Below are 12,293 nucleotides of genomic sequence, written 5' to 3' on the forward strand. Positions count from 1 at the left end.
GCGATTACTGCGCCAGGCCAGAGAGACTGCGAACGTCCTGTACCAGCGCCTGGCCGTCCAGGCCCTTGTCATTGGCTTCCTGGATCCACTGCTGCACGGCATCGGCCGTTGACGCCTGCATTTCGCTGTAGGCTTTTGGCTCGATGTTAACCAGTCCCGCCGCCGGGGTTGCGTTGTATGCCACATCCGTGGCTTTGTCCCAGGCGGTGGCGAAGCGCTCAGACAGCGCCTTGCCGCTGTTGCGCTCGATGATCGCCTGCAGGTCGGCTGGCAGGCTGTCGAACTTGCGTTGGTTCATCAACATCGCCAGCACCGTGTAGCCAAACGCTGGCTGCCCAGCCGGGGTCACGCTGTGGTACTGGGTCACTTCGTCCAGTTTGGTCGCCGGGACCACTTCCCAGGCAGCCAACGCGCCGTCAACCACGCCCTTGGAGATCGCCTCAGTCATCTGCGCCGGCGGCATGCTCACCGGTGTTGCCGCGAGGCTCTCGACGGTTTTCGCCGCAGTACGGCTCGAGGCCCGCAGCTTCAGGCCCTTGAGATCGGCCAGGGTCTGCACCGCCTTGCCGCGGGTATGCAGGCTCATGCCACCATCACCGTGCACCACCAGGACCTTGTAGCCCTTGAAATCGTCCTTGGCGTACTGCTCGTAGAACTTCCAGATGATCTCGTTACCGGCCTTGCCGCCGTAAGGCAGTACGAACGGCAACTCCAGTGCTTCGACCCGAGGAAACTTACCCGCGGAATAGGCCGGCGCCGTCCAGACGATGTCGGCGACACCGTTACGCGCCATGTCCGCCAGTTTGGCCGGGGTCCCGCCCAGTTGCATCGACGGATACAGCTGGCACTTGATGCGATCGTTGGACTCCTGACGCAGCTGCTCGCACCAGGGCTCAATAATGTTGGCCTGAGCGTTTGAGGTAGAGGGCAAGAAGTGAGCGATTTTCAGGGTAACGGTTTCGGCCTGAGCCGATGCCGTCCCCGCAATGGCCAGGCACAGGGCCGCAATTGTGATTGTTTTCATGGTGTTAGCTCCGTGTTGTTGTTGTGGCCACGCTGGCGCGATAGCTGTGAGGAAGCGCAATACGTTAATAAGTTAATTTTTTATCCGAGATTGTCAACCACTAAGCGCGTCAGCTGATGAGCGCAGGGAAGCCTGCCAAGGGTGTGAAAAAGATTATTATTCGTTCTATATCAACACGTTATAGGTAAAAAATAGCTTAAAAACGACACATAGATCTTTTCTCCAGGTGCAAAATACTATTGTTAATAACTTAACAATAAGGCTAGATTACTCTCACACAGCGTGGGGACTTAACGCCGTGACGACACGCCAACACCTATCCTAGAGACAACAATAATGATCAGGATTGCCCGCACTACCCCAGCACTCGCTTGCCTGTTAGGTACCGCCTGTGGCTTCAGCCAGGTGGCCAATGCCGATTTCTTCAGCGACACCAAGGCCAGCCTTGAGGCGCGCAACATGTACATGAACCGTGACTTCCGGCAAAGCAATGCGCCCCAGGCCAAGGCCGAAGAATGGGCACAAGGCTTTACCGCACGAGTTGAGTCAGGCTTCACCGAGGGCACCCTCGGATTTGGCCTGGACGCGATTGCCGAGTCCGCCATCAAACTCGATTCCAGTCGTGATCGTCGTGGCACGGGCTTGCTGGCCTATGGCGCCGACAGCCTGGAGCCGGAAGATACCTACAGTGAACTGGGGCTGACCGCCAAGCTGCGGCTGTCGAAAAGCGTGTTGAAGGTCGGCACCTTGCAGCCGCAATTGCCGGTAGCTGCCTACAACGATACGCGCCTGCTCTCCTCCACCTATGCAGGCAGCCTGCTGACCTCGCAGGAAATCGACGGCTTGACCATCAACGCTGGCCGCCTGGAAAAGATCAACCTGCGTGACTCCTCAAGCAATGACGAGATGAATTACACCGGTGTCGACAGCGCTCACCTTGACCTGGCAGGCGGCAGCTACACCCTCAACCCGGGTCTGATTCTGAGCTATTACTACGCGCAGATGGACAACATTTACCAGCAGCACTACGCCGGGCTGGTCCATAACGCGAAGCTGGCCGAAGGCATCAACTTGAAAACTGACCTGCGTTACTTCGACACCGGTGAGGCAGGCGACCATCGCTACCGCAGCGGTGCCCGTGTCGACGCCGGGCGTATCGACAACCGGTTCTTCAACGGCATGCTGACCTTGGGCGTTGGCGCCCACAAGTTCGGGGTGGGCTACCAGAGCCTGTCCGGTGATGGTGATTTCGCCTTCCCGGGCCTGGATCCGTATTCGGTCAACCTGGTGACGGTCAATACCTTCACCAAAGCCGAAACCGATGCCTGGCAAGCGCGCTACGACTATGACTTCGCCGCCCTTGGCGTGCCTGGGCTGGCGTTCATGACCCGCTATGTCAACGGCCGTAACATCGAAACCGCGAGAGTCAGCGCTGGCAAGGAATGGGAACGTGACACCGACGTGGTCTACACCTTCCAGTCCGGCACCTTCAAAAACCTCAACATCCGCTTGCGCAACGCCACCTTCCGTTCCAGCGCCGGCCTGACCAGCGATATCGACGAGAACCGCATCATCATCGGCTATACCCTGCCGCTGCTGTAACACACAACCTGTGGGAGCCGACCTTGCCGGCGATGGAATCAGCGCAGTGTCAGCTATGTCGCGTTGCCTGCATCGCTGGCAAGGTTCCCACAGAGTCTGGTTTGCCGGTTAACCGTCAGTGCCGGCGCGACTGCGCAGCCGGTATTCGCCAGGGGTGACGCCAGCGTGGCGGGTGAAGAACCGGCTGAAATAAGCTGGGTCCTTGAAACCGAGCTGGTAGCAGATCTCGTTCACGGTGCTGCCGGTAAACAACAACAGTCGCTTCGCTTCCTGCATCAACCGCTCGAACACCAGGCGCTTGGAGGGCATGTCGGCAATCCGTCGGCAGACGTCGTTCAGGCGCGCCTCCGTTACCCCGAGCTGTTGTGCATAGCGCGTCAACGGCAAGTGTTCAAGGTAATGCGCTTCGATCTGCAGGTTAAAGCGCTGAAAGATGTGCAGGTCCTCACTGCGTGAAGACTGCGCGGTCAGCGAGCGCGCCGACAGCCGCAGCAAGCTGATGAAAATCAATCGCGTCAGCGCCTCCAGACTCAACGCACGCCCTGGCTGGCTGCCGGAAAATTCGCTACGTAGCTGATCGAACAACAGGTTCAGACGCGTCACTTCCTGGTCATAGGCTTCATCCAGATCCGCCACTGCTACGCAGATCGGTGCAATGCGTGCACCACCGGCCAAACCCACACTTTCTTCAAGCAGTGGCCATATCAGTTGCTGGCTGACGGTAAGTACATGGCCATCGCTTTGCGCATCGGTGACAAAAGCATGGGCAATGGTCGGCGGTGTTAGAAAGAACATCGGCCCTTGCTGCACGTAACGCTGGTCATCCAGGTACACCCGTACGCTACCGCTCTTGACGTAGTGCACCTGGAAGAACCGGTCATGCCGGTGCACAGGCATGTTACGGCCGAAAAAATCAGCCAGCTTGCCCAGCGCCTCGTAGTGAACCTCGGCATCGGCATAGCGTTGATCGTAGGCCTGACCGATATGGATGTTGGGGATTGGGGGCCGCACTGCCATTTGCGCTACTCACTCTGCGTTACAGGGTTGCTTGGCAGCCGCGACCGCAGCTCAGGACTTGATCTGCTTCAACTCATTGAGCAAGCCGAGCAGCAATTGCAGCTTGTCGTCACCGAATTGCTCAAGGAGGCGCTGGTAGTTGTGTTCCATGTCCTCACTCATCGACACGAAGCATTGCTGCCCCTTCTCGGTCAGCCCTACGTGCACACGCCGCTGGTCTTGCGGCGAACGCCAGCGGCGCACCAGGCCATCACGCTCCATGCGCGACAACACGCCGGTCATGCTCGGTTTGAGGATGCAGGCCTGCTCGGCCAGTTGATAGCTCTCCAGCTCACCATTCTGGCGCAGGATGCGAATGATCCGCCATTGCTGCTCGGTCAGTCCGTGCAGATTCAGCGAAGGTCGGAAAAAACCCATCGCCGCTTCGCGGGCTTGCAACAGGGTCAATGTCAGTGAGGGGCGAGTTACAGGCATAGGGGGATCGGCACTCCGGCCAAATAAAGAAATCAATGAACGATTTAACCAACAACCAAGGTAGGACGCAAACGGCTAAGCGCACTTGATGGCTTGACCATCGTTAACATATTAATTATAACATTAGCATGTTAACAATTTACCGGCGATCGCCCTCCCCAGAGCATCGTCAACCGCTACCCACTGGGAACTGCCCAGAACCAGGAGTGAAGCATGCGTCGCGCCGCTAGCGAAATCGCCACAGGCAGCCTGTTCGGCATTGCCTTGAACTACAAAGGCCTGCTGCAAAGCCGTCTGGCCGAATTCAACCAACCGCCTTACCAACAACCGCCGGTCAAGCCGGTGTTGTTCATCAAAACCCCCAACACCCGTAACGGCGATGGCCAACCGGTAATCGCCCCGGCTGGCGAGCGCCTGCAGCCAGGCCCGGCCCTGGGTGTGGTGCTTGCCAAGGATGCCAGCCGCGTCAGCGTCGAACAGGCCTTCGAGTACGTCGAAGGTTTTGTGATCGTCAACGAGTTCAGCCTGCCGGAAGACAGCTACTACCGCCCGGCAGTCAAGGCCAAGTGCCGCGACGGCTTTTGCTCATTGAGCAATGAAGTGGTCGCGCCGAGCGAAGTGGCCGACCCGCACAATCTGACCCTGACCTTGCTGGTCAACGGTGAGGTTCGCCAGGAAAACACCACCGCCAACTTCGTGCGCAGCATTCCCCAGCTGATCGCCGAGCTGAGTGAGTTCATGACCCTGCACGCGGGTGACGTATTGATCACCGGCACCCCGGAAGGCCGTGTCGATGTGCAGCCAGGCGATCTGGTGGTCGTCGAGATCAGCGGCCTTGGCCGCCTGACCAACACCGTCGTGGCGCAATAAAGGAGACGCACATGAAACTCGCCCGCATCCGCTATGAAAACCAGATCCACGTCGTTACCGTTGAAGACAACAATGCCGTACGCCTGGAGGATGGCCGTCTGATTGCCGAAAGTGCCGTGCAATGGCTGCCGCCGGCCGAGGGCAGCATGTTCGCCCTTGGTCTGAACTATGCCGACCATGCCGCCGAACTGGCCTTCAAGGCGCCGACCGAGCCACTGGCGTTCATCAAGTCGCCCGGCACCTATACCGGCCACAACCAGGTCACCTGGCGCCCGGACAACGTCAAGTATATGCACTACGAGTGCGAGCTGGTGGCGGTGATCGGCAAACCGGCACGCAACGTCAAGCGCGAGGATGCCCTGAGCTACCTGGCCGGCTACACCGTGTGCAACGACTACGCCATTCGCGACTACCTGGAAAATTACTACCGCCCCAACCTGCGGGTAAAGAACCGCGACTGCACCACCCCGGTCGGGCCGTGGATTGTCGATGCCGCCGATGTCCCAGACCCGTCGAAGCTCAAGCTGCGCACCTGGATCAACGGCGAGTTGAAACAGGAAGGCAGCACCGCCGACATGATCTTCGACATCCCCTACCTGATCGAATACTTCTCCAGCTTCATGACCCTACAGCCGGGCGACATGATCGCCACCGGTACGCCGGAAGGTCTGGCCGATGTCGTTCCAGGCGATGAAGTGGTGGTTGAGGTGGAAGGTGTTGCTCGCCTGGTCAATCGCATTGTCAGCGAAAGCGAATTCTTTGCCGCCCGCGGCTAACCCGAACGTATAGAGGCATGCAACATGATCAAGCACTGGATCAACGGTAAGGAAGTCGAGAGCAAGGACGCCTTCACCAACTACAACCCGGCCACCGGCCAAGCCATTGGTGAAGTCGCCAGCGGCGGCGCAGAGGAAATCAACCTGGCGGTAGCGGCCGCCAAGGAAGCCTTTCCGAAGTGGGCCAATACCCCGGCCAAAGAACGCGCGAAACTGATGCGCAAACTCGGCGAACTGATCGAGCAGAACGTGCCAAACCTGGCCGAGCTGGAAACCCTCGACACCGGGCTGCCCATCCATCAGACCCGCAATGTGCTGATCCCGCGTGCTTCGCACAACTTCGACTTCTTCGCCGAGGTCTGTACGCGGATGGACGGTCACAGCTACCCGGTCGACGACCAGATGCTCAACTACACCCTGTATCAGCCGGTGGGCGTGTGTGGCCTGGTGTCGCCGTGGAACGTGCCGTTCATGACGGCCACCTGGAAAACCGCGCCTTGCCTGGCGCTGGGTAACACCGCCGTGCTGAAGATGAGCGAGCTATCGCCACTGACCGCCAACGAACTGGGGCGCTTGGCGCTGGAAGCCGGTATTCCACCGGGCGTACTCAACGTCGTCCAGGGTTATGGTGCCACCGCTGGTGATGCCTTGGTGCGTCACCCAGATGTGCGCGCTATTTCCTTCACTGGCGGCACCGCCACTGGCCGCAAGATCATGCAGACCGCCGGCCTGAAAAAATACTCCATGGAGTTGGGCGGCAAGTCGCCGGTCGTGATTTTCGATGACGCTGACCTCGACCGCGCCCTGGACGCCGCTCTGTTCACCATCTTCTCGCTGAACGGCGAGCGCTGCACCGCCGGCAGCCGGATCTTCATCCAGGAAACCGTCTACGACCAGTTCGTCGCCGAGTTCGCCGCGCGCGCCAAGCGTCTGATCGTCGGTGACCCGACCGACCCGAAAACCCAGGTCGGTTCGATGATCACCCAAGCCCACTACGACAAGGTCACCGGCTACATCAAGATCGGCATCGAGGAAGGCGCCAGCCTGCTCGCCGGTGGCCTGGAGCGTCCGGCCAACCTACCGGCACACTTGGCCAAAGGCCAGTTCATCCAGCCGACCGTATTTGCCAACGTCGACAACAAGATGCGCATCGCCCAGGAAGAAATCTTTGGCCCGGTGGTGTGCCTGATCAAATTCAAGGACGAAGCCGAGGCGCTACGCCTGGCCAACGACACCGAATACGGCCTGGCCTCCTACATCTGGACCCAGGACATCGGCAAGGCGCATCGCCTGGCCCGCGGCATTGAAGCCGGCATGGTGTTCATCAACAGCCAGAACGTACGCGACCTGCGTCAGCCGTTCGGTGGTGTAAAAGGCTCGGGCACCGGACGTGAGGGCGGCGAATACAGCTTTGAAGTATTCGCCGAAATCAAGAACGTGTGCATCTCCATGGGCAGCCACCACATCCCGCGCTGGGGCGTGTGACATTCGGCTCGCAAGAGTGACCCGACCGGGTTTATAACCCGGTAAGGGTCGCCAGTTTCCTGCGTGCAGACCAATCACAAGAATCAGGCCCCTGCGGGCCACGCGAGGAGAAGTACCATGGGCACACTAGCTCTGGCTGCCAAAGTCACCCACGTACCGTCGATGTACCTGTCGGAATTGCCTGGCCCACGCCAAGGCTTTCGCAAGGCGGCGATCGACGGCCATATCGAAATCAGCCGGCGTTGCCGTGAACTGGGCGTGGACACCATTGTGGTGTTCGACACCCACTGGCTGGTCAACGCCAATTACCACATCAACTGCGCCTCGCACTTCAAGGGGTTGTACACCAGCAACGAGCTGCCGCACTTCATCAGCAACATGGAATATGAGTTCCCCGGCAACCCGCAGCTGGGCAAAATTCTTGCCGAAGCCTGCAACCAGTTCGGTGTGGAAACCATGGCCCATGACGCGACGACTCTAGCGCCGGAGTACGGCACCCTGGTGCCGATGCGCTACATGAATGCCGACCAGCATTTCAAGGTGATCTCGGTGTCGTCGCTGTGCACCTCGCACTTCCTCAACGATAGCGCCCGCCTCGGCTGGGCCATGCGCAAAGCGGTCGAAGATCACTACGACGGTACCGTGGCCTTCCTCGCCAGCGGCTCGTTGTCGCACCGCTTCGCCCAAAACGGCCAGGCGCCGGAGTTTGCCACGAAAATCTGGAGCCCGTTCCTGCAGAACCTCGACGAACGTGTGATCCAGATGTGGCAGAACGGCGAGTGGGAAGCGTTTTGCGCGATGCTCCCGGAGTACGCGGCCAAAGGCCATGGCGAGGGCTTCATGCATGACACTGCGATGCTGCTGGGTGCCTTGGGCTGGTCCCAATACGACGCCAAGGCCGAAGTACTGACCCCCTACTTCGCCGCCTCCGGCACCGGCCAAATCAACGCGGTGTTCCCGGTGACGCCACAGGAGGGCACAAGTCTGCCTGCGCCACAGGCCTCCAACCCAGCCGCTATTGCCTCCACCAACCGCCTCTGATCAATCCCGGGTGCCAGGCCGCTCCACCTCAATGGAGCTGGCCTGCTCCCGGCCATCACACAGGATAGCCAGCATGCCTCATCTGGTACTGCTCTACACCGCGGACCTCGAACAACAGGCGGACATCCCCGGCCTGTGCCGCGACCTGGCCGACACCATGCTGCAACAGCGCGACGAAAGCGACAAAGCGGTATTCCCCACCGGCGGCACCCGCGTCCTCGCCTACCCCGCAGCGCATAGCGCGGTGGCCGATGGCAACGGCGACTATGGCTTTCTCTACGCCAACCTGCGCATGGGTGCAGGCCGCAACCCCGCCGTACATAAGGCCGTCGGCGACAGTTTGCTCGCCGTACTGCGGGCCTGCTTCGAGGAGATCCTCGAGCAGCGCCCGGTCGGCATCACCCTACAGATCGATGAGAGCCCGGGGCAGGTCTACGACGGCAAATACAGCAGCCTGCACCCCCTGTTCAACAAGACTTCCTGAGGTTTCACATGCTTGATGCTACCTTTATTCAACAGGCCGCCGCCCGCCTTGACGCCGCCGAGCGCTCGCGTGAACAGCTACGCCAGTTCTCTCTTGACCAGCCTGACATCACCCTCGACGACGCCTACGCCATCCAGCGCGCCTGGGTTGCACGGAAAATCGATGCAGGGCGCAAACTGGTCGGCCACAAGATCGGCCTGACCTCCCGCGCCATGCAAGTGTCGTCGAACATCACCGAACCGGACTACGGCGCCCTGCTCGACGACATGCTGTTCGACGAAGGCAGCGACATTCCCTTTGACCGTTTCATCGTGCCGCGTGTGGAGGTCGAACTGGCGTTCATCCTCGGCAAACCGCTCAAAGGCCCGAACGTTACGGTGTTCGACGTCCTTGATGCCACCGAGTGGGTGATCCCGGCGCTGGAAATCATCGACGCCCGTATCCAGCAGGTCGACCCGCAGACCAACGCCACCCGCAAGGTTTTCGACACCATCTCCGATAACGCCGCCAATGCCGGTGTAGTCATGGGTGGCCGTGCCGTGCGCTCGACCGAGATCGACCTGCGCAAAGTGCCGGCGGTGCTCTATCGCAATGGCGTCATCGAAGAATCCGGTGTTTCTGCGGCCGTCCTCAATCATCCGGCCAAGGGGGTGGCCTGGCTGGCCAACAAGCTGGCGCCGTACGACGTCACCCTCGAGCCTGGGCAAATCATCCTCGGCGGCTCGTTCACCCGTCCGGTAGCTGCGCGTCCTGGCGACACCTTCCACGTCGATTACGACCTGCTCGGCAGCATCGCCTGTCGTTTCGTCTGAAGGAGGCCTGCCATGCAAATGCCCATCAACACCTTCAAGCAACGCCTGAAGTCTGGTGAAACGCAGATCGGCTTGTGGCTCGGTCTGGCGGATCCGTATTGCGCGGAGCTGGCGGCCAATGCCGGTTTCGACTGGTTGCTGATCGATGGTGAACACGCGCCCAATGACCTGCGCGGCCTGCTTGGCCAACTGCAAGCGGTGGCGCCCTATGCCTCGCAGGCCATTATTCGGCCAGTGATCGGCGATACGGCCCTGATCAAGCAAATCCTCGATATCGGTGCCCAGACCCTGCTGGTACCGATGGTCGAGAGTGCTGAACAGGCCCGCGAACTGGTACGCGCCCTGCACTACCCGCCCAGCGGTGTACGCGGCGTGGGCAGCGCCCTGGCCCGCGCTTCGCGCTGGAACAGCATCCCAGGCTACCTCGACCAGGCCGATCAACAAATGTGCTTACTGGTACAGATCGAGAACCTCGAGGGCCTGGCCCGGCTGGATGAAATCGTCGCCGTCGAAGGCGTCGATGGCGTGTTCATCGGCCCGGCTGATCTCAGCGCCGCCATGGGTCATCGTGGCAATCCCGCTCACCCGGACGTACAGGCGACCATCGAAGACGCCATTGCGCGGATTCAGAAGGCCGGTAAAGCCGCTGGCATCCTCAGCGCCGACCAGACACTGGCGCGGCGCTACATCGAGTTGGGCGCACGCTTTGTTGCTGTGGGTGTCGACACCACGGTGTTGATGCGCAGCTTACAAACCTTGGCCAACGCCTTCAAAGATGCCCCGCTGCCGTCCACCAGTGGCGGTGGCGTTTACTGACGGGACAGGCCGCAGCCACCAGGCTGCGGCTACGAGCTGGCGTGGCCCTTCAGAGCACCTTGCGCAGCGCCGGTAAGCGCACCAGCGACCAACCCGCTTCTGACTCCGCCAGGGCCAGGCGCAGGCCGTCCTTGGGCAAAGTATTCAACAAGGTCAGGGCCAGGTCGCCGACCATCCAGTTGGCGGTGTTGGAGGCAATCACCCGTCCATCGGCGGATATCAGCACCGCCTCATGCTCCAGGCGCATCAAGCTGCGCACCAGCAGACGCTCAACGTTATGCAGCGACAAGTCCAGCCCGGCAACTCCGATGAATTGTCCTTGCACCAGAATCGGCATGGTAAAGGTCAGCACGTACATGTTGGTGCCGTAGAGATCCACGTAGGGGCCCTCCACCACACTCTTGCCAGAGTCACGCGGGCGGCTGTACCACGGCATCGCGGTGTAGTCGTAGTAGTTCTCCCGGCGCTGGTCGAAGTTGGGACGCAACGGCAGCGTCTTGCCGCCATCCGCCAGGTACCACCATTCCAGGTGCATCTCCCGGTCAGCCAGGCAGTTGGGCTCGACAATCACGCCACCCCCACAACCAAATGCACCCGTGGCCAACAGCTGTTGGTCGATTGCCGGGCGCAACGAGGCCAAGTCGCGGGCTGTGGGTTGCCGGCCTTCCGCCAGAATGCGCTCCCACAGTACACGGGTCTCTTCCACCAACTGGCGGACCTGGCTGAAGATCGTGCCTAAAGTGCTGTCCAACTGCTGAGCACAGGCTGACAGGGGATCGTTGTCGCTCACGGCAAACATGGCATTACCTCACACAAGGTCGGCTTTATTGTTATAGGTTGCTAATCAGGCGCCACGCCGGGCGCCTTGCTGCTCAACAGCCGGGCTCAGTCCTGATGCTCTTCGGCCAGCAATTCCAGGCGCAGGCTGATCAAGCGCTTGATTCCACGACTGACATGCGCCTCAGCCAAGGCCCCGGCCAACACCGCATCGCCGGCAACCAATGCCTGAAGTATGGCCCGGTGCTCCTGTTCGACCACCGTGACATCGCCACCACCAGCGGCTTCCAGCCAGAGCAGTTCACCCACTTCGGACTGCAGGCGCATCTCGGTGTGGGTCAGGCGCAACGATTGCGCAGCTGCCGCCACTTCAATATGAAAACGGGCATCGGCGCGGTGCCGGGCCAGGCGTGAAGCGGCCTGCTTGAGAGTTTCGATGTGCTGGGCGATCCGTGCCTGTTGCTCCGGTGAACTACGCTTGGCGGCCAGACGCGCTGCGGTCCCGGAGATGGCGGTCTGCTCATCACCGAGGTCACGCAGGTCCGGGCCGCTCATCTCGCGCAGGCGTTGCAGCAGCAACACCTCGGGCAATTCCACCGGGGCGCAGACAAAGCTGCCACCGTTACGGCCTCGGCGCGTTTCGATCAGGCCACGTTGGCGCAGTACCACCAGCGCTTCGCGCAAGGTGACAGTGGCCACCCCCAGTTGCAGGGCCAGCTCCGACTCGCTCGGCAGTTGCTGGCCTTCGGCAAACAACCCCAGTTCGATGGCTTCGACCAACCTTCGCGCCACCTCATCGGTACGCCCTTCCTGGCGCAACCGGATAAACGCGGTATTACGAGCAGTGTTCAGGGCATTCATTGCCTCTCCCTATCGAGTCGCCGCGCAGCGTGGCGCGCGTCCCGGCTAAAAATTCAGTTTCGTATCTTATAACCAACCGTCGGTCAGCCGATACCGATTAATTGACCATTTTACGGCGAAAATGTTGTTTTTCAGGCCAGTTGGCAAACGTCAAACTTTAAGATATGGTTTCATATGTATAGGCCTTCAGCAAACCCCAACGGTCGCTTTTGTGCCTGCGTTCAGCGATTTTCCAATTACAAGACTGACCAAGG

General features: G+C 60.3%; 13 protein-coding genes. 8 read left to right on the forward strand and 5 right to left on the reverse strand.

Translation table 11 applies throughout. The features are described from left to right. Positions 1 to 4: 4 nt before the first annotated feature. Positions 5 to 1,024 (reverse strand): TRAP transporter substrate-binding protein, encoded by a 1,020-nt coding sequence (locus tag ACQRAX_RS00075; RefSeq protein ID WP_412037776.1) that lies wholly within the window; start codon positions 1,022 to 1,024, stop codon positions 5 to 7. 336 nt (positions 1,025 to 1,360) lie between these two features. Here ACQRAX_RS00075 and ACQRAX_RS00080 point away from each other — a divergent pair, with 336 nt between their 5' ends. Continuing rightward, positions 1,361 to 2,626, forward strand: coding sequence for an OprD family porin (locus ACQRAX_RS00080; RefSeq protein ID WP_412037775.1), 1,266 nt, complete (start codon positions 1,361 to 1,363; stop codon positions 2,624 to 2,626). A gap of 108 nt (positions 2,627 to 2,734) precedes the next feature. Here ACQRAX_RS00080 and hpaA read toward each other — a convergent pair whose 3' ends face one another. Together hpaA and hpaR are read right to left on the reverse strand one after the other, a co-directional pair. Beyond that, positions 2,735 to 3,643 (reverse strand): 4-hydroxyphenylacetate catabolism regulatory protein HpaA, encoded by a 909-nt coding sequence (gene hpaA, locus ACQRAX_RS00085; protein ID WP_412037774.1) that lies wholly within the window; start codon positions 3,641 to 3,643, stop codon positions 2,735 to 2,737. Between the two features lie 51 nt (positions 3,644 to 3,694). After that, entirely contained in the window at positions 3,695 to 4,117 is a 423-nt protein-coding gene (hpaR, locus tag ACQRAX_RS00090) for a homoprotocatechuate degradation operon regulator HpaR (protein WP_412037773.1), read from the reverse strand. 213 nt (positions 4,118 to 4,330) lie between these two features. On the opposite strand from hpaR, the gene ACQRAX_RS00095 reads away from it, so the two are divergent. From ACQRAX_RS00095 to hpaI, 7 genes are all read left to right on the forward strand, one after another. Then, positions 4,331 to 4,987 carry a fumarylacetoacetate hydrolase family protein gene (locus tag ACQRAX_RS00095; RefSeq protein ID WP_412037772.1) on the forward strand — a complete coding sequence of 219 codons (657 nt, stop codon included), beginning with the start codon at positions 4,331 to 4,333 and terminating at the stop codon, positions 4,985 to 4,987. Positions 4,988 to 4,998: 11 nt separating this feature from the next. After that, positions 4,999 to 5,763, forward strand: coding sequence for a fumarylacetoacetate hydrolase family protein (locus ACQRAX_RS00100; RefSeq protein WP_412037771.1), 765 nt, complete (start codon positions 4,999 to 5,001; stop codon positions 5,761 to 5,763). 24 nt (positions 5,764 to 5,787) lie between these two features. Beyond that, positions 5,788 to 7,248, forward strand: coding sequence for a 5-carboxymethyl-2-hydroxymuconate semialdehyde dehydrogenase (gene hpaE / locus ACQRAX_RS00105; protein ID WP_412037770.1), 1,461 nt, complete (start codon positions 5,788 to 5,790; stop codon positions 7,246 to 7,248). 117 nt (positions 7,249 to 7,365) lie between these two features. After that, positions 7,366 to 8,289 (forward strand): 3,4-dihydroxyphenylacetate 2,3-dioxygenase, encoded by a 924-nt coding sequence (hpaD, locus tag ACQRAX_RS00110; RefSeq protein ID WP_412037769.1) that lies wholly within the window; start codon positions 7,366 to 7,368, stop codon positions 8,287 to 8,289. 73 nt (positions 8,290 to 8,362) lie between these two features. Further along, positions 8,363 to 8,773, forward strand: coding sequence for a 5-carboxymethyl-2-hydroxymuconate isomerase (locus ACQRAX_RS00115; protein WP_412037768.1), 411 nt, complete (start codon positions 8,363 to 8,365; stop codon positions 8,771 to 8,773). An 8-nt stretch (positions 8,774 to 8,781) separates the two neighbouring features. Then, on the forward strand, positions 8,782 to 9,585 hold the full coding sequence (gene hpaH, locus ACQRAX_RS00120; RefSeq protein WP_412037767.1) for a 2-oxo-hept-4-ene-1,7-dioate hydratase: 804 nt from the start codon (positions 8,782 to 8,784) through the stop codon (positions 9,583 to 9,585). 12 nt (positions 9,586 to 9,597) lie between these two features. Continuing rightward, positions 9,598 to 10,401, forward strand: coding sequence for a 4-hydroxy-2-oxoheptanedioate aldolase (hpaI, locus tag ACQRAX_RS00125; protein ID WP_412037766.1), 804 nt, complete (start codon positions 9,598 to 9,600; stop codon positions 10,399 to 10,401). 49 nt (positions 10,402 to 10,450) lie between these two features. On the opposite strand, the gene ACQRAX_RS00130 is transcribed toward hpaI, so the two are convergent. Together ACQRAX_RS00130 and ACQRAX_RS00135 are read right to left on the reverse strand one after the other, a co-directional pair. Then, positions 10,451 to 11,200 (reverse strand): PDC sensor domain-containing protein, encoded by a 750-nt coding sequence (locus ACQRAX_RS00130; protein WP_412037765.1) that lies wholly within the window; start codon positions 11,198 to 11,200, stop codon positions 10,451 to 10,453. Between the two features lie 86 nt (positions 11,201 to 11,286). Then, positions 11,287 to 12,039: a FadR/GntR family transcriptional regulator gene (locus ACQRAX_RS00135; RefSeq protein ID WP_412037764.1), complete on the reverse strand. Its 753-nt coding sequence runs from the start codon at positions 12,037 to 12,039 to the stop codon at positions 11,287 to 11,289. Positions 12,040 to 12,293: the final 254 nt, after the last annotated feature.

Origin of the sequence: Pseudomonas sp. UM16, from assembly GCF_050312595.1 — a bacterium.
Lineage (GTDB): Bacteria > Pseudomonadota > Gammaproteobacteria > Pseudomonadales > Pseudomonadaceae > Aquipseudomonas.

Coding starts and splice junctions, on each gene's coding strand:
- ACQRAX_RS00075 (WP_412037776.1), bottom strand. CDS start 1,024: ATGAAAACAATCACAATTGCGGCCCTGTGCCTGGCCATTGCGGGGACG.
- ACQRAX_RS00080 (WP_412037775.1), top strand. CDS start 1,361: ATGATCAGGATTGCCCGCACTACCCCAGCACTCGCTTGCCTGTTAGGT.
- hpaA (WP_412037774.1), bottom strand. CDS start 3,643: ATGGCAGTGCGGCCCCCAATCCCCAACATCCATATCGGTCAGGCCTAC.
- hpaR (WP_412037773.1), bottom strand. CDS start 4,117: ATGCCTGTAACTCGCCCCTCACTGACATTGACCCTGTTGCAAGCCCGC.
- ACQRAX_RS00095 (WP_412037772.1), top strand. CDS start 4,331: ATGCGTCGCGCCGCTAGCGAAATCGCCACAGGCAGCCTGTTCGGCATT.
- ACQRAX_RS00100 (WP_412037771.1), top strand. CDS start 4,999: ATGAAACTCGCCCGCATCCGCTATGAAAACCAGATCCACGTCGTTACC.
- hpaE (WP_412037770.1), top strand. CDS start 5,788: ATGATCAAGCACTGGATCAACGGTAAGGAAGTCGAGAGCAAGGACGCC.
- hpaD (WP_412037769.1), top strand. CDS start 7,366: ATGGGCACACTAGCTCTGGCTGCCAAAGTCACCCACGTACCGTCGATG.
- ACQRAX_RS00115 (WP_412037768.1), top strand. CDS start 8,363: ATGCCTCATCTGGTACTGCTCTACACCGCGGACCTCGAACAACAGGCG.
- hpaH (WP_412037767.1), top strand. CDS start 8,782: ATGCTTGATGCTACCTTTATTCAACAGGCCGCCGCCCGCCTTGACGCC.
- hpaI (WP_412037766.1), top strand. CDS start 9,598: ATGCAAATGCCCATCAACACCTTCAAGCAACGCCTGAAGTCTGGTGAA.
- ACQRAX_RS00130 (WP_412037765.1), bottom strand. CDS start 11,200: ATGTTTGCCGTGAGCGACAACGATCCCCTGTCAGCCTGTGCTCAGCAG.
- ACQRAX_RS00135 (WP_412037764.1), bottom strand. CDS start 12,039: ATGAATGCCCTGAACACTGCTCGTAATACCGCGTTTATCCGGTTGCGC.